The sequence below is a fragment of the Streptomyces sp. CB02366 genome (assembly GCF_001905905.1).
GTDB lineage: Bacteria > Actinomycetota > Actinomycetes > Streptomycetales > Streptomycetaceae > Streptomyces.
Map to the genome: position 1 here is coordinate 935,481 of NZ_LIVT01000001.1, position 15,680 is coordinate 951,160.

The following is a 15,680-nucleotide window of genomic DNA, read 5'->3' on the forward strand; positions in this document are numbered from 1 at the left end:
CCGTTCTCCATTCGAAGGCGGTGACAAACGTCACGCTCGCGCTCCGCTCCCGTAAACCCTTTGGCCAAAACATGGCGTCCACTAGTGTGGTACCCGCATGAGTGAAGTCCCCTCATGGAACGCGCAATTCCGGCGACGAAGCCGCACCTGTGCGCAGAACCGGGCACGAGCAAGTCAACACAGGTCGACGGGGGAAGGTGAGCTGTGTGGCGGGAACGACCACGGTCGCGGCGGACAATGCCGCGACATCCGGCTACGGAAACAAATTCGGGATTCTCGGACCGCTTTCGGTGACGGTCCAAGGTAAAGAATTGGCATTGGAATCCGCAAAACTTCGTATTCTGCTGGCAGCCCTGCTGGTTCGCAGTGGAACGGTCGTGAGCAACGAGCGTCTCGCCGAATGGCTCTGGGATGAACGGCAGCCGTCCAACCCACGCGGAACGCTGCACACCTACGTACGGCGCCTGCGCATGCAGCTCGGCGACGCGCTCCCGCTGGAGACGGCCGCGGGCGGCTACCGGATCGACGTCCCGGCGGACGAGCTGGACCTCCAGCGCTTCCGTCGGCTGGTCGGGGCCGCGCAGCGGTCCGACGCGCCGGAGGAGCGGGCCCGCCTGCTCGCCTCGGCGCTCGCCACCTGGCGGGGGGCGCCGCTGGAGGACGTTCCGGCGAGCTCTCCGCACCAGGAGGAGTGCCGGGCCATGGAGGACGAGCGGCTGGACGCGCTGGAGGCGTACTTCGAGACCGACCTCCAACTGGGCCGCCACGCCCAGCTGGTGCGGGAGCTGCGCGCCGAGGCCCTGGAGAACCCGCTGCGGGAGAACTTCTGGAGCATGCTGATGCTCGCCCTCTACCGCTCCGGCCGGCAGGCCGAGGCCCTGGACGTCTACCAGCAGGCACGGCGGAACCTGGTCGAGCAGCTCGGCATCGAGCCGGGCGAGCGGCTGCGCGCCCTGCACACCGGAATCCTCGAGTCGGACCCGGCGCTGGCGGCTCCGGACGGGCCGGGCCCCGGCACCGGCGACACCCGCCCGGTGCCCGCCCAACTGCCACCGCTGAGCTCGGGGTTCGTAGGACGTACCGACATGATGGACCGGATCGCGGCCGCGCTCCCGCCCGCCCCCGGGCGCACCAGCGTCCCGGTCGTCGTGCTGTCCGGACCGCCCGGAGTGGGCAAGACGGCGCTCGCGGTGAGCATCGGCAGACGCGTGCGGCCGTCCTTTCCGGACGGCCAGCTGTACGTGGACCTGAGCGGCTACGACCAGGGAGCCGCGCGTGATCCGCTGCCGGCCGAGCACGTGCTCTCGCAGTTCCTGCGCGCGCTCGGGGTACCGGCGAAGCAGATCCCGGTGGACCTCGTGGAACAGGCGAACCTGTACCGGTCGAAGCTGACCGGCAGGAAGGTGCTGGTGGTGCTGGACAACGCGGCCGGCGCCGAACAGGTGGTCCCGCTCATACCCGGCGACGGCGGCTGTTCCGTGCTGATCACCAGCAGACGGCAGCTGCGGTCCCTCGTCGTCACGCACGGGGCCCAGCTGATCCAGGTCGGCACGCTCACGCCACCCGAGTCGGCGGAGCTCGTCACGGGCATGATGCGTCAGGCCGCGGTGGCGATCGATCCGGGGACGGTACGCGAGATCACCGCGCTGTGCTCGTATCTGCCGCTGGCCCTGCGGATCGCCGCGGCCAACCTCATCGGCGCCCCGGGCGGGCAGACCGACGCGTACGTGGAGTGCCTGCGGCGCGGCAACCGCCTCGCCGCACTGTCCGTCGACGGCGACACGACGTCCGCGGTCTCGACCGCCATCGCCCTGTCGTACTACGCGCTCGGACCGGACGAGCGGGCCGTCTTCCGGCTGGCCGGACTCTTCCCGGGCTCCGACTTCTCCCCCGTCGCCGTCTCGGTGCTCGCCGACATCAGCGAGGCGCAGGCGCGGGCGGGTCTCAGCCGCCTGGAGATGGCGAGCCTGCTCCAGCAACCCGCTCCGGGGCGCTACCAGTTCCACGACCTGCTGCGCGACTACGCACGGGACCGCGCCGTCGAGGAACACTCCGAGCGGGAGCGGGCCGAGGCGGTGGAGCGGCTCGGCCGGTGGTACCTCGCGGGCGTCTGCGCCGCGGCCGACGTCCTCCACTCCGAGTTCGTCCGGCTCGCCGAACCGCCGTCGCCGCCAGGAGCGTTCGACGCGCCGAGCCATCACGACGAGAGCCACTCGATGGCCTGGCTGCTGGCCGAACGGCGCAACCTGATGGCGTGCGTGCGCTACTTCGCCGCCCACGGGCCGCACTACCTCTCCTGGCACATCGCCGACGCCCTGCGCGGCTTCTTCTGGACGGGCAAGTACCGGACGGAATGGCGGGAGACGACCCGCACCGCCCTCGCCGCCGCCGAGGCGCACGCCGACGACCGGGGCATCGCGGCGATGCACCGCAGCCTCGCCAACCTCGCCAACACGCTCGGCGACTACGAGTGGGCCCTCGTGCACCAGGAGAAGAGCCTGGCGGTGCACGACCGGCTCGGCATGGCCGAGGAGGCCGCGGCCACGCTCAACAACATGAGCCTGGCCCACCTCAGCCTCGGCCGCGGAGGGCGGGCCCAGGAGGCCGCGCAGCGGGCGCTCGACATCGCGCACACCATCCTCTCCTCGCGCCTGGAGGCCACCGCCAAGGGGGTCCTCGGCTTCATCCACTGGACGCGGGGGGACATCGAGGGCGCGACCGAGTTCCTCACCGCCTCGCTGGCCACCGCCGGCGCCCTCGGCCTGCACCACATCAGCTCGTACAGCCTGCGCAACCTCGGGCTGGTGCACCAGGCGACCGGAGAACTCACGCAGGCACGCACCTACTTCAGCCGGGCGCTGGAGGTCTCCGAGGCCATCGACTCCTCGTACGACCGCAGCGTCTCGCTGTACGGGCTCGCGCTCGTCGATCTGGACACCGGCCACCACGACAGCGCGAGCGAGGCGGCGCAGCGGGCGCTGATCTCCTTCCAGGAGTGCGGCGACCGCACGTACGAGGTCGAGACGCTGTGCCTGTTGTCGGCCATCAGCGGGAGTCTGGGCGCACCGCTGCGGTCGGCGCGGTACGCGTCCGCGGCGCTCGACGGGGCCCGGCAGATCGGCTACGTGGACGGCGAGGCGTACGCGCTGGCACGCCTCGCGGTCGCCGACGGCCTTCTCGGCCGCGACGCCTCCGAACACGCCGAGGCGGCCCGCTCACTGGCCGACTCCAGCACCAACCGGATGGCCCGCAGCAAGATCCTGCTGGAGCTGGCCCAGCTCCACCTGACGCTCAGGGCCCCGGACCGGGCCGAGGAGTGCGCACGGCAGGTGCTGCGGCTGTCGCAGCCGGGAGCGCAGCGGCTGAACATCGCCCGCGCCGAGGAGGTCCTGGGCGTCGTGGCCGCTTCCGGCGGCGACCACGCGCGGGCACGCACGCTCCGCAGCAGGGCGTGGGCGACCTTCACCGAGATCGGCGTCCTCGCGGACGCGGGACCGCCGGCGCGGCTGGACGCGTCCTCGGGCCAGGAGAGGACGGCGTCATGAGCACCACCGCCCCACCGGTCGCCGTACGCCCCGCGAAGGAGCCCGGACGGCCGCGCCAGATCCTGCTCGCCTCCCTCGGCAACGCCGCGGAGTGGTTCGACTGGACCGTTTACGTGACGTTCGCCGCGGTGCTCGGCCCGCAGTTCTTCGCGTCCGGCGACGGCGCGACGAACGTCCTGGAGACCCTGTCCGTGTTCGCCGTCGGCTTCCTGTTCCGGCCGGTCGGCGGACTGCTCATCGGCGCCTACTGCGACCGGCGCGGCCGTGGCGCCGGGCTGCGGCTGTCGCTGCTGCTGATGGCGGGCGGCAGTCTCCTGATCGCGCTCGCCCCGGCCCACCGGACCGTCGGCGTGCTGTCCCCGGCGCTGCTGGTGGCGGCCCGTGCCCTCCAGGGGCTGTCGGCGGGCGGCGAGGGCACGGCGATGAGCACCTACGTGATCGAGACCGCGCCGAGGCGGAGGCGCGGGCTGTACTCCAGCGCCATCTACATCAGCACCACGCTGGGCACGCTCACGGCCACCTTCCTCGCGCTCCTGCTGCGGAACACGCTCACGCCGGACCAGCTGGCCGACTGGGGGTGGCGGATTCCCTTCGCGCTCGGCGCCCTGTTCGCGTCGTACGGCTGGTGGATGCGCCGCGGGGTGCGGGAGACGCCGGCCTTCGGCGCGGTGCGCGAGCGGGCGCGCCGGCCGGCCGGCGAGGTGCTGCGCGCGTATCCGCGCCGGGTCGTCCGGGTGGCCGGCTTCACGCTGGGCGCGACGGTCGTCTACTACACCTTCGCCGCCTACCTGCCGCTGTACGCGCAGGTGCACGACGGGGTGCCGGCGGATTCCGCGCTGTGGGCGTCCGTCGCCGCACAGGTGGTGTTCATGGCCGCGCTGCCCCTGCTGGGGATGGCCGCCGACCGCTTCGGGCCACGGCCCATGCTGCTGGTGTTCGGCGGCGGATTCGTCTGCCTGACACCGGTGCTGTTCGCGGTCATGTCGGGCTCGGCCGTGCGGCTGTTCGCGGTGATGGCCGCGGCGCTGCTGCTGTTCGGCTGCTACGCGACGGCCGCGCCGGCGGCGACGTCGCAGATGTTCCCCACCGCGCTGCGCTCCACCGGCGTGGGGCTGCCGTACGCGCTGACGGTGGCGCTGTTCGGCGGCACGGCGCCCTATCTCAACGAGTACCTCGCCGGACACGGCCACGCCGCCTGGTACCCCTGGTACGTCGTGCTGCTCTCCGCGGCGAGCACGGTCTTCTTCCTCCGGTTCCGGGGGACGGCCGACGCGGACCTCACCGCCGTCGAGGACACCGGCCGCGTCCACGCGGCGGACGGCGCCGCGCGGGGCTGACACCGGAGCGGGCCGCAGCGGGCCCGGCGTCCTGCCGTGCGGCAGGGCGCCGGGCCCGTACCGCGTCCTCACTGCTTGCTGGTCCCGGTCGGGCGGATCACGTACACCACCCGGTGCTCGGCGTCGGCGGGCGGGCCGTCGAACTCGAGGGAGTAGCGGTCGGCGAGCCTGAGGAAGAACGCGCCCTCCGGGTCCGGGTCGATGCGCTCGACGGCGCCGCGGACCTCCAGGTAGCGGTAGGGCTGCTCGGGGTCGTTGACGGACACCGACACGACCGGGTTCCGGGTGACGTTGCGGTACTTGTAGCGGGTCGTGGTGTTGGTGAAGTACAGGAACTCGCCGTCCCAGTCGAACCACATGGGGTTCACCTGCGGCGTGCTGTCCGGCCTGATGGTGGCCAGGTGCGCGAAGAGAGGGCGTTCCAGCAGGTCGCGATGGCTCTCGGGGATGATCGTCATGGTGTCTCTCCGGGGGACGTCAGGCGGCTTCGTAGGGATGCGGGGGCGCTTCGGCGCGGTTCTTGTGGGGGCCGGCGGGTGTGAGCAGCGGTGCGAAGAGCTCTTCGAGCCGTCGCCGTACGCGCCAGGACTCGCGCGCGGGGCAGACCAGGTCGGCGATCCCGTCCGGGCGGACCAGGACGATCCGGTCGGTGTCCGGTCCGCTCCGCGCTGCGGGCCGTCGGTCCGTCCACGGCCGCAGCATTCCGGCGCGGGTCCGCAGCACCTGGACCTCGACCGTCTCGGCGCACCGGTCGGCGGCCCAGGCGGCCAGCCGGGCGGACGGGCCGCCGGGCGCCGGGTCGCCCAGCAGGAGGAGCGTGTGGCGGAGGTCGGAGAGGGCCGAGCGGAGCGGAGTCCGGCGGGAGCTCGTGGCGTCCCAGATCCGTCGCTGCGGGACCAGCCCGCCCTCGGTGAACCCTCCGGAGCCCGGCCAGGGCCGTCCGGCGGGCAGGGCGAGGCGCCGCCGGGAGCCGGGCCGCGCGTAGACGGTGCGCTGGCCGGCCAGCCAGGGCAGGTAGTCGAGGTGGAAGAGGCGCAGCGCGGAGGCGAGGCGGAGCGCGTTGTCCCGCAGGGCCACCTGGTGCGGCTTGTCCAGCAGCCAGATCCTGGTCTGGGCGTCCGCCTGCCGGATGGCGGCCCGTGCGGTCTGGGCACGCTCGTGCTCGAAGCTGTCCAGCAGGGCCGTGCCGCTGCGGCCGTGCCAGCACAGGGCCAGCTTCCACGCCAGGTTGTGCGCGTCCGCCATGCCGATGTTCAGCCCCTGGCCGCCGGCCGGACTGTGGATGTGCGCGGCGTCGCCCAGCAGGAAGACCCGTCCCTCGCGGGTGCGGTCCGCGTGCCGGGAGTGCACCGCGAACACGCTGATCCAGTCCGGGTCGCGCAGTTCGATGCCGCCGGGCCCCCGCTCGTCGACCAGCTTCTGCACGGCCGCCAGGTCCACGTCGTCACGCCGCAGGCCCGGCGGCGCGGAGGTGAAGACCCGGAAGCGGCCGGAGGGCAGCCCACACGTCACGAGGATGCCGCGCGGTGAGCAGAAGTAGTGGGTGACGTCCGGCTCCAGCGGTCCGTCGAGGTCGATGTCGGCCACCACGAAGGAGAGTTCGTGCGTGGCGCCCTCGAAGGCGATGTCCAGGTGTTCCCGGACCCGGCTGCGCGCGCCGTCGGCGCCCACCACCCAGGAGTACTCCTCCGTCCGCTCCGTTCCGTCACGGTCGCGGAGGACCGCCTTGACCGCCGGACCGTCCTGCTGGAAGCCGGTCAGTTCGGCGCCCCAGGCGATCCGGCCGCCGGCCTCGGCCAACGCGTCCCTGAGCATGGCCTCGACGTCCGGCTGCGGCAGGCAGACCGGTTGCACGTCCGGGTCCTCGAAGCGCAGGTCGGCGATGACCCGGCCGCCGGAGTAGTACCGCATGGCCCGCTGCGGCAGGACGCGCCGCCGTATCTCCTCGTCGGCCCCCATCCGGCGCAGCAGTTCCAGGGTGCGGGGCCAGACGCCGAGGGCCTTCGTCGAGGTGCTCGGGCCCTCGGCGCGGTCCACGCAGTGGACCGGGACGCCGCGCCGGGTCAGTTCCACCGCGGCGGTGAGGCCGGACGGGCCGGCGCCCACCACCAGGACGGGGCGCTGGTCTCGGGTCGTCATACGCGGCTGTCTTCCCGGGCGGTGGCGTCCTCGGCGTTCGCGGCCTTCCCGGCGGCCGGGGCGGCGGCGGGCGCCTTGGGCTCGCGCAGCATCAGGTAGACGACGACGGTGGCGACGGCGCAGATCGCGGCCAGCAGCCAGAGCACGGAATGCATGGCGCCGGTGTAGCTGTCCGCGAGGAAGCCGCCGAAGTTCTCGCGCAGGCCCGGTTCGACGCTCTGTCCGGCGCGTTCCAGGTCACCGCTGGCGACGCGGTTGGCCACGCCGGCCGCGTCGGAGGCGGGGAGCCCGTAGTCGCGCAGGCCGTCGGCCACCCGGTTCTGCAGAAGGGAGACGAGGACGGTGCTCATCACCGTGATGGCGACCGCTTCGCCGGCGAGCCGCATGGTGTTGAACATGCCCGCGGCCATGCCGGCGCGCTCCGGGGCGACCGAGGTGATGGCCACGCCGTCGATCAGCCCGGCGGAGAGTCCCATGCCGACGCCGATCAGCAGCAGCGGACCGGCCAGCTCCAGCGTGGGGATGCCCGGACGCAGCACGGTGAGCCAGGCTCCGCCGAGCGCCACCAGCAGCAGGCTGAGGCTGAGGACGACACGGTTCGACACGCCGAGCTTCACCAGGCGGCTGACGCCGAGCGGCACCACCAGCACCGGCAGGGTGAGCAGCATCATGGTCGCCCCGGCGGCGTCCGCCGAGGCCCCGTTGGCCGCGCTGAACCACGAGGGCAGCAGCACCAGCAGGCAGACGAAGCCGAAGGCGATGGCCACGGGCAGCAGGCAGACGGCCAGGAAGCGGGACTGCCGGAAGAGCGCCAGGTCGAACATGGGGTGCTTCTGACGGCTCTCGGCGACGAGGAACAGGGCGATCAGCAGCACCGCGCCGGCGAACATGCCGATCACCCCGGGACTGGCCCAGCCGGTCTGCGGCCCCTGGACCACGGCCAGCATCAGCAGGAAGAGGCTGCTGGTGAAGGTGACGGTGCCCCACCAGTCGATCCTGGCGCCCTCGCTGTTGCGGGACTCGCGGATCGAGGGCAGCGCCAGCAGGGCCAGGGCGGCGACGAGGGCGTGCGTGAAGAACACCCACCGCCAGCCCAGCGTGCCGACGAGGAAGCCGGACACGGAGGGGCCGAGGGCCAGGCCGGCGCCCGCGGAGGAGCCGAGGATCGCGAACGCCCGTCCGAGCGCGGCCCCTTGGAAGGTGGTGGCCAGGATCGCGCTGCCGCTGGTCATCACGGCGGCGGCGCCGAGCCCGGCCAGACCGCGCATCACGTCGAGCAGCAGCACGTTGCCGGCCAGGCCGCTGGCCACCGAGGCGAGGACGAACACGGCCGTTCCGGCGGCGAACAGGCGCCGGCGGCCGACGATGTCGGCCAGGGAACCGCAGGCGAGCATGAAGGAGGCGAACGCGAGGTTGTAGGCGTTGACCACCCACTGCAGCGGAACGATGTCGGCGTGCAGGTTGGAGGCGATGTCGGGCAGGGCCACCGAGCTGCCGGTCAGCGAGGCGGGCAGGATCAGGACGGCCACGCACACCGCGGCGAGGACGATCGTGGGCCGCGCCGTGGCGCGGTCCGAGGTCACAGTGCTCATGTGAGCTGCAATCCCTCCGTGGATGGCTTGGAGAAAGGTCCCTTGAGGCAGGACTCAAATTTATATCAGTACTCTGTCACTCGCGCGAGCTTTACCTTGAGTGAATAGGCTGTGTTGCTGCGCACGGGCGGCCGGGGGGCGCTTCCGGACGGCCGCCAGAGGCGCCGGCCGGCCCGGAACGGACTGGACGGTCAGACGGGGATGCGTTCGGCGCCGGGCACGAGCGCGTTGGACAGCACGCGCCAGCCGTGCTCGGCCGCCATCCCGGCGAGCACCGGGTGGTCGCCGACGACGGTGGGCCGGCCCACCAGCCGGAGCATGTCGAGATCGCTCGGGTCGTCGGCGTAGGCGAAGCACTCCCCCGCCGCCGCGCCCCGCTCCGCGAGGACCTCGCGCACGGCGGCCCCCTTCGCCGGGCCGAACATCGCCCGGGCGATCCGTCCCGTCAGCAGCCCGGCCCCGTCCACCTCAGGCTCGGTGCACAGCACCACGTCGATGCCCAGGTCCTCGGCCATCGGCCGCAGGCTCGCGGCCCACGCTCCGGAGACGGCCACGGTGAGGTGGCCCTGGCTCTGGTGGCGCCGCAGCTCGCGCAGGGTGGCCTCGACGAACGGGACGCCCCCGCCGCGCAACCCCGCGTACCAGTCGCGGCCCTGGTGCAGCAGCTCGTCCCACGCGACGCCGGCGACGGAGCGGTAGAACATCGCGCTCACCTCCGCGGGGGTGCCGCCCTCGGCCGCGAACCTGCGGAGGGGGTCGGCCAGGGCCCGGTACGCCGAACCGTCCAGGTCGCCCTGTTCACGCAGCCGGTGGCGCAGCATCGCGAACGGGCTCTTCATCGCGACCAGCGTCTCGTCGACGTCGAAGAAGGCCACCACCGGAGCGGACGAGGAGGTCATGCCGCCCACTGCAACCCCCCGTTGACCTCCAGGACGTGCCCGTTCACGTAGGAGCTGTCCGAGGCGGCGAGGAACACCGCGGCCGCCCCCACCTCCTCCGGCCGTCCCAGCCGCCCCGAGAGCAGCCGCTTGCGGTAGCTCTCCCAGATGCGGTCGTCGGCGGCGACCTGCTTGCCCATCCCCTCGTCGATGTAGCCGGGCGACAGGCAGTTGACCGTGATGCCCTTGTGCGCCAGTTCGAGAGCCGACGCGCGGGTGAACATCTCCACGGCGGCCTTGCTGGCGCTGTAGGCGGCCGCGCCGGCCACGGCACGGCTGGCCACGCAGGACGAGAGGTTGATGATCCGGCCGCCGCCCTGCGACTGCATCGGGCGGATGGCCGCACGGGTGCACAGGAAGACCCCGTTGAGGTTGGTGGCGACGGTGGTGTTCCAGTCCGCCGTCGAGAGCCGGCTGATGGTGCCGTCGCGGCTGACCCCGGCGTTGTTGACCAGCACGTCGATCCGGCCGAAGGCGGCCACCGCCGCCTCCATGAGCTCCGCCACGGAGTCCTCGTCCGTGACGTCGGTGCGCTGGTAGTGGACCCGGCCGGGATGCCGGTCGAGGAGTTCCTTCACGTCGTACGGGTTGCGGGCGGCGCAGACGACGCTCGCGCCCTCGGCGAGGAAGCTCTCCGCGATGGTGCGGCCGAGGCCGCGCGTGCCGCCCGTGATGATGGCGGATGTTCCGTCGAGTCTCATGGGGTGCCCTTCCGTCCTCAGTACCAGGTCATGAGCGCGGCGGCGGCGGTCATGCCACCGCCGATGGAGGCCAGCAGGACGCGCTCGCCGCGCTCCAGGGGCCGGTCGTGGTGGGTGTGGTGGAGCGTCAGCGGTACGGAGGCGGCGGCGGTGTTGCCCAGGGTCGGCGCCGTGAGGGCGACCTTGGCCGGGTCGATGCCGGCCTCGGCCGCGAAGGACTCCAGCAGCCGGGTGTTGGCCTGGTGGAAGACGAAGCGGTCCACGTCCTCGATCCGGGCGCCGCACTCCGCGAGGGTCTGACCGACCACCTTGTGCAGCGTGGTCATCGCGTACTCCCGCACGGCCCGGCCGTCCATCCGGAAGAGGTGCTCGCCCGCCGCGCGGGCCCGCTCGTCCAGCGGGGTGCGGGTGCCGCCGGCCTCGACCTTCACGTAGTCGTGCAGTTCACCGTCGGCCAGCAGGGTGCTGCCGTGGATTCCGTACCCCTCCGGCACCGGGCCGAGTACGACCGCGCCCGCGCCGTCGCCGAAGAGGCTGACGGTCTTGCGGTCGCCGCGGTCCATGAGCGTGGAGAACAGGTCCGCCCCGACCACCAGGGCGTACTGACCCGGCTGCCCGTCGAGCAGCCCCTTGGCGACGGTGAGCGCGTAGAGGAAACCGCTGCACACCGCGTTGACGTCGAAGGCGGGCAGGGCCGGCAGGCCGAGGCCCGCCTGCACGATCGCCGCCGTCGACGGCTGCGGGTGGTCGGGGGTGCAGGTGGCGACGATCAGGGCGGCGAGCCGTTCCCCGGCCTCCGGCCCGGCCTCGTCGAGGGCCTCGCGGGCGGCGGGCAGCGCCAGGTCGGACGTCGCCTCGCCGGCCGCGGCGTAACGCCGCTGAAGGATGCCGGTCCGCTCGGCGACCCACTCCTCGGTGACGTCCGCCCAGGCGGCGATCTCCCGGTTGTCCACGATGCGTTCGGGAAGGTGGGCGCCGACCGATATCACGCCGATTGCCATGGTTTCAGCCTCTTCTTCCTACTGTCTGGCGGGTGGTCATATGCCCATGCCGAGTCCGCCGCCCACCGGCAGCACCGCGCCGGTCACGTAGCCGGCCTCGGCACTCGCCAGGAAGCGGACGGCGACGGCCACTTCCTCGGCCCTGCCGGGCCGGCCCAGCGGTGTCCGGCTCAGGAACTGCTCGCGCCGGGCGTCGCTGAGGCCTCGTGTCATGTCGGTGTCGATCAGTCCGGGCGCCACCACGTTGACGGTGATGCCGCGCGGCCCCAGCTCCCAGGCCAGCGAGCGGGCCATGCCGACCAGTCCGGCCTTGGCGGCCGCGTAGTTCGTCTGGCCCGGCGAGCCCGTGAAGGCGGCCGAGGAGGAGACCAGCACGAGCCGCCCCCAGCGCTCGGCGAGCATGCCGCGGGACGCGTGCTTGACCAGCCGGATCACCGCCCGGAGGTTGGTGTCGAGCACCTCGTCCACGGCATGGTCGGCCATCGACAGCAGGAGCGCGTCGCGGGTGATGCCGGCGTTGGCCACCAGCACCTCCACCGGACCCTGTTCGGCGGCCACCTCCTCGAACAGCCGCGCCACCGCCTCGGGATCGGTGATGTCGCACGCCACCCCGTACAGGCCGGGCGGGGCGCCGGTGCTGTGGTGGGTGACCGCCACCCGGTCGCCCTGCGCGGCCAGGTCGCGGGCGACGGCGAGGCCGATGCCGCGGTTCCCCCCGGTCACCAGGACGGAGCGGCCGGTGCGCGTCATGCCGCCGTCACCACCACGGCGGCGTTCTGCCCGCCGAACCCGAAGGAGTTCGACATCGCCGCGCCGATCGTGGCGCTGCGCGGCGCCCCGGCGACGACGTCGATCTCCACCCGCGGGTCGACGCGCTCCAGGTTCGCGGTCGGCGGTACGGAGCCCTGCTCCACCGCCAGCACCGTGTACGCGGCCTCGACGGCTCCGGCGGCGCCGATCAGGTGGCCGATCGCCCCCTTGGTCGAGGTGACCAGGGGGTGGTCGCCGATGACCCGCCGGATGACGGCCGCCTCGGTGACGTCGTTCTTCGGCGTCGAGGTGCCGTGCGCGTTGACGTGCGCCACCTCCGCCGGGACGAGGCCGGCGTCGGCCAGCGCCGCGCGCATCGCCCGCTCCGCCCCGTCGCCCGTCGGATGCGGGGCGGAGGCGTGGAAGCCGTCGGCCGACGCGCCGAAACCGCTGATCCTGGCGCGAACCCTGGCCCCTCTGGCGCGTGCGTCGGCCACCCGTTCGAGCACCAGGACGCCGGCGCCCTCCCCGGCGACGAAGCCGTCCCGGTCCGCGTCGAACGGGCGGGACGCGCCCGCCGGGTCCTCGGCCCGCCGGGAGAGCGCGCCCATCTTGTGCAGGCTCGCCATGCCGGTACGGGTGAGCGCCGCCTCCGAACCGCCGGCCAGCACCACGTCGCAGAGTCCGGCCTCCAGCAGCATCCGGCCGACGCCGATGGCGGTGGTACCGGAGGCGCACGCGGTCGACACCACCTGGTTGGGCCCCAACGCCTGGCAGTCCATGGCGATGTGACCGGCCGTCATGTTGACCGGCGCCGTCACCATGAGCTGCGGCGAGACCACCGTCGGACCACTGCTCAGGTAGGTCTCGTGCTCGCGCTCGAAGCTGGCGGAGCCGCCGAACGAGGTGCCGATCACCACGGCGACCCTGGCCCCGTCCCAGTCCTGCGGGTCGAGGCCGGCGTCCGACACGGCCAGCCGCGCGGCGGTGACGCCGAGCTGGCTGACCCGGTCCATCCGCAGCGCCGTACGCCGGCCGAGCTCCGCCGCCGGGTCGAAGTCCTCGACCCGGCAGGAGAAGTCGACCGCCATGCCCTCCAGTCCGGGACTCCTGGTCGCGGTGGACCGTCCTTCCCAGATCCGGGCCACATTGGCCTTCACCCCGGTACCGGCCGGTGTGATGAGCCCCAGTCCGGTGACGGCCACATCGAAGCGGCCACGGCGCCCGGCGGTCACGAAGCCGCCTTGAGCTGGTCGTCGAGGGTGCCGAGGACCTCTCCCACGGTGCGCTCGGGCGCGAGCTGGAGCTCGTCGAGCACCACGCCGAACTCCTTCTCCACGGCGACGCTGACCTCGACGAGCAGGAGCGAGTCGAGGTCGAGGGATTCGAGGGTGGTGTCCTCGGCGAGCGACTCGGTCTCCACGCCGATCTTCGCGCTGAGCAGGGAGTAGAAGCGGTCCTGGACGTCGTTCATGTCGGTTCTCCTGTCGATGGATCGGTGGTCCGGACGGCTCTCCGCCCGGAGGTCTCTTCGGTCGCGGCCGGGTTCTCTGTGGTCCCGGCCCGGCTCTCCCCGGCCCGCCCGGTTCGGGCGGCGGGCCCGGGGCGGCTGACCACGGCCGCGGTGAAGGTGAACCCACCGCCGCCGTTCAGCACGAGGGCGTACTGCCCCGGCTCCAGCCGGTCGCCGCTCGCGAGGTCGGCGAGCGAGGCGTTCAGGTCGCCGGCCCCCAGGTGGCCGGTGGCCCGCCCGAGGTCCAGCAGCGGCGCGGCGACGGACTCCGCCAGGGGCGGTGCGTACGCCTCCGCCATCGCCTTGGAGCCCAGCCGCGGCAGCACGGCGTGACGCAGCCGTGGATCGTCCGGGGCCAGGCCGCAGGCGGCGAGCGCCTCGGAGACGGCTCCCCGGACGCGGTCGTGCGCGAGCTTGGTGAAGTGGTCGACGCCGACGTACCGGACGAAGTGCCGCTTGGGGCGCCGGACGTCGATCATCGGGCCGTGTCCGAGCGGGTCCGCGTTCAGCTCGTCCTCGCCCCGGTGCATGACCTCCAGCTCGGACGCCACGGTGGTCGCCAGGGCGTGCAGGGTGAGGTCCGAGGGCAGTTCGTCGCCGCGGTGCACCAGCACCGCCGTGCCCGCGTCGCCCGCGGCCATGCCGTAGTCGGTGCGCCAGCGGTGCCAGCTCGGCATGAGGAACCGGTCGCCGGTGGTCACCAGGGCGGGCCCGGCCTGCGGGTCGCCCTGGAGCCGGGTGACGGCCAGCTCGATGCCGATGGCTCCGCCGTTGCACTGCTGGAGCAGTCCGATGGGCACCGCGTGGTGCGCGCTCAGCCGGTCGGCGATGTAGTGCGGAGCCGACCACGCGTCGTGCCCCTGATGGTGCACGCTCGCGTGCAGCACCATCGACAGCGTCCGCGCCGGGCAGTCGCCCCGCTCCAGCACGCGCCGCCCGGCGGCCACGGCCATGTCCGGCGGCGCGGTGTCCGCGCTGACCGGCAGCGCCGTGTACCCCAGGTCGGCGGCGGTGCGCCGGTCCACGTCCCCGGCGGCCAGGGCCTCCTCGACGGTCTGCCTCTCCGACGGGTACCAGGCCGCGCACACGAGCCCGTACGTTCCGCTCAGCCGCATCAACGGCCACCGGAGGCAGGGGCGGCGGCCGTGGGCACGGGGGCCGCAGCCGGTGGGCGGACCGTGACCTCGCACGCGCAGGCGGTCGCTCCGTCCTGTTCGAACAGCACGCGCACCGAGCGGCTGTCGCCGGTCTGCTCCACGCGCGCCGACACCTCGGTCGGGCCGTCCAGTTCGACGAAGCGTCCGAACCGGGCGCTCAGCGCGCTCACCCGCCACGGCGCGGCCGTCCCGGCGGACTCCTCCGCCGTCTCCGGCACGATCGCCGCCAGGGCGGCCTGACGGGCCGCTTCGAACAGCGCGGTCGCCGGTACGTGGTCGAGCGGGTGGTCGTAGAACACGGGGTGCGCGACCGGTACGTCGAGCTCCGCGACGGTTCCTCCGTCGGTGCGGCGCACGGACGCCAGGACGACGTTCTCCTCCCGCGTCCGCCCCACCCGGCGGCCGTCCGCCGGCGTGCCGCCCCCGCGCGGCGGCATGGCGTGGGACAGCGGTGCCGGCGAGCTGCGCTGCCGGGTCCGGAAGCTCCGGTAGCCGGCACGTGACGGATACCCGGCGACCACCGTGCTGCTCGCCACACGACGCCCGGCGAGGTACAGCTCGGTCATCAGCGTCGCCCCGAGCAGGGCCTCTCCGCGCTGCTTCGCGTCCTGGACCTCGATGACCATCGTCAGCTCGCCGGAGCCGGGCCCGGACTCCGGGCGCGCCGTTTCGCCGTCGAGCGCGATGGACCACTCCGCGATGAGGAACGCCGTGTCCGTCGGCACCCCGAGATGGCGGTGGGCCACCACGGTTCCGGCCTGCCGCGAGCACTCCAGGAGCAGCATCGGATCGACGGGGGCCGAAGGCCCCGGATCGTCGTTGAAGTAGCGGTGGGCGGACGGCAGCCGCGCCGCGACGGCGAAGCGGCCGTCGTCCAGCGCGACGTGATCGGTGACGAAGACCTCGTCGTCCGCGTGCCGGTGCACCAGCGACCGCTCCAACGGCCGGTCGAACCGCAGCCGCCGCTCACCCTCGGCCTGAGTCATCGACCTGCTCCCTTCTCGCTG

The 15,680-nt window shown here is 73.2% G+C and carries 13 protein-coding genes; 2 read left to right on the forward strand and 11 right to left on the reverse strand.

All coding sequences use genetic code 11. The features are described 5' to 3' along the window. The first annotated feature begins 290 nt into the window (after positions 1-290). Complete coding sequence (locus AMK24_RS04160) at positions 291-3,545, forward strand: AfsR/SARP family transcriptional regulator (protein WP_274535063.1); 3,255 nt, start codon at positions 291-293, stop codon at positions 3,543-3,545. Next, positions 3,542-4,882, forward strand: a complete 1,341-nt coding sequence (locus tag AMK24_RS04165) for an MFS transporter (RefSeq protein WP_073765014.1) — start codon at positions 3,542-3,544, stop codon at positions 4,880-4,882. Before AMK24_RS04160 ends, AMK24_RS04165 begins: the two co-directional genes overlap by 4 nt. A 68-nt stretch (positions 4,883-4,950) precedes the next feature. On the opposite strand, the gene AMK24_RS04170 is transcribed toward AMK24_RS04165, so the two are convergent. The 11 genes from AMK24_RS04170 to AMK24_RS04220 form a co-directional block, all read right to left on the reverse strand. Next, positions 4,951-5,340 (reverse strand): PPOX class F420-dependent oxidoreductase, encoded by a 390-nt coding sequence (locus tag AMK24_RS04170; RefSeq protein ID WP_073765016.1) that lies wholly within the window; start codon positions 5,338-5,340, stop codon positions 4,951-4,953. 19 nt (positions 5,341-5,359) lie between these two features. Continuing rightward, a complete protein-coding gene (locus tag AMK24_RS04175) occupies positions 5,360-7,021 on the reverse strand; it encodes an FAD-dependent monooxygenase (protein WP_073765018.1) in 1,662 nt (553 codons plus the stop codon). Then, entirely contained in the window at positions 7,018-8,613 is a 1,596-nt protein-coding gene (locus tag AMK24_RS04180) for an MFS transporter (RefSeq protein WP_079190412.1), read from the reverse strand. Before AMK24_RS04180 ends, AMK24_RS04175 begins: the two co-directional genes overlap by 4 nt. Before the next feature lie 191 nt (positions 8,614-8,804). Further along, entirely contained in the window at positions 8,805-9,512 is a 708-nt protein-coding gene (locus AMK24_RS04185; protein ID WP_073765669.1) for an HAD family hydrolase, read from the reverse strand. Then, positions 9,509-10,252, reverse strand: a complete 744-nt coding sequence (locus AMK24_RS04190) for an SDR family NAD(P)-dependent oxidoreductase (protein WP_073765022.1) — start codon at positions 10,250-10,252, stop codon at positions 9,509-9,511. The genes AMK24_RS04185 and AMK24_RS04190 overlap by 4 nt, the downstream gene beginning before the upstream one ends. Before the next feature lie 17 nt (positions 10,253-10,269). Continuing rightward, positions 10,270-11,253, reverse strand: a complete 984-nt coding sequence (locus tag AMK24_RS04195) for a 3-oxoacyl-ACP synthase III family protein (protein ID WP_073765024.1) — start codon at positions 11,251-11,253, stop codon at positions 10,270-10,272. A gap of 36 nt (positions 11,254-11,289) precedes the next feature. Continuing rightward, positions 11,290-12,003 carry a 3-oxoacyl-ACP reductase FabG gene (fabG, locus tag AMK24_RS04200; RefSeq protein WP_073765026.1) on the reverse strand — a complete coding sequence of 238 codons (714 nt, stop codon included), beginning with the start codon at positions 12,001-12,003 and terminating at the stop codon, positions 11,290-11,292. Then, positions 12,000-13,238, reverse strand: a complete 1,239-nt coding sequence (locus AMK24_RS04205) for a beta-ketoacyl-[acyl-carrier-protein] synthase family protein (RefSeq protein ID WP_242434902.1) — start codon at positions 13,236-13,238, stop codon at positions 12,000-12,002. Before AMK24_RS04205 ends, fabG begins: the two co-directional genes overlap by 4 nt. Beyond that, positions 13,235-13,477: a phosphopantetheine-binding protein gene (locus AMK24_RS04210; protein ID WP_073765028.1), complete on the reverse strand. Its 243-nt coding sequence runs from the start codon at positions 13,475-13,477 to the stop codon at positions 13,235-13,237. The genes AMK24_RS04205 and AMK24_RS04210 overlap by 4 nt, the downstream gene beginning before the upstream one ends. Continuing rightward, entirely contained in the window at positions 13,474-14,631 is a 1,158-nt protein-coding gene (locus AMK24_RS04215) for a hypothetical protein (RefSeq protein WP_073765030.1), read from the reverse strand. The genes AMK24_RS04210 and AMK24_RS04215 overlap by 4 nt, the downstream gene beginning before the upstream one ends. Then, positions 14,631-15,659, reverse strand: coding sequence for a ScbA/BarX family gamma-butyrolactone biosynthesis protein (locus AMK24_RS04220; RefSeq protein WP_073765032.1), 1,029 nt, complete (start codon positions 15,657-15,659; stop codon positions 14,631-14,633). The genes AMK24_RS04215 and AMK24_RS04220 overlap by 1 nt, the downstream gene beginning before the upstream one ends. Positions 15,660-15,680 lie beyond the last annotated feature (21 nt).

Bases quoted from the DNA above. Each gene is read 5' to 3' on its own strand.
- AMK24_RS04175 (WP_073765018.1), bottom strand. From the start codon at position 7,021: ATGACGACCCGAGACCAGCGCCCCGTCCTGGTGGTGGGCGCCGGCCCG.
- AMK24_RS04180 (WP_079190412.1), bottom strand. From the start codon at position 8,613: ATGAGCACTGTGACCTCGGACCGCGCCACGGCGCGGCCCACGATCGTC.
- AMK24_RS04185 (WP_073765669.1), bottom strand. From the start codon at position 9,512: ATGACCTCCTCGTCCGCTCCGGTGGTGGCCTTCTTCGACGTCGACGAG.
- AMK24_RS04195 (WP_073765024.1), bottom strand. From the start codon at position 11,253: ATGGCAATCGGCGTGATATCGGTCGGCGCCCACCTTCCCGAACGCATC.
- AMK24_RS04220 (WP_073765032.1), bottom strand. From the start codon at position 15,659: ATGACTCAGGCCGAGGGTGAGCGGCGGCTGCGGTTCGACCGGCCGTTG.
- AMK24_RS04190 (WP_073765022.1), bottom strand. From the start codon at position 10,252: ATGAGACTCGACGGAACATCCGCCATCATCACGGGCGGCACGCGCGGC.
- fabG (WP_073765026.1), bottom strand. From the start codon at position 12,003: ATGACGCGCACCGGCCGCTCCGTCCTGGTGACCGGGGGGAACCGCGGC.
- AMK24_RS04215 (WP_073765030.1), bottom strand. From the start codon at position 14,631: ATGCGGCTGAGCGGAACGTACGGGCTCGTGTGCGCGGCCTGGTACCCG.
- AMK24_RS04170 (WP_073765016.1), bottom strand. From the start codon at position 5,340: ATGACGATCATCCCCGAGAGCCATCGCGACCTGCTGGAACGCCCTCTC.
- AMK24_RS04165 (WP_073765014.1), top strand. From the start codon at position 3,542: ATGAGCACCACCGCCCCACCGGTCGCCGTACGCCCCGCGAAGGAGCCC.
- AMK24_RS04210 (WP_073765028.1), bottom strand. From the start codon at position 13,477: ATGAACGACGTCCAGGACCGCTTCTACTCCCTGCTCAGCGCGAAGATC.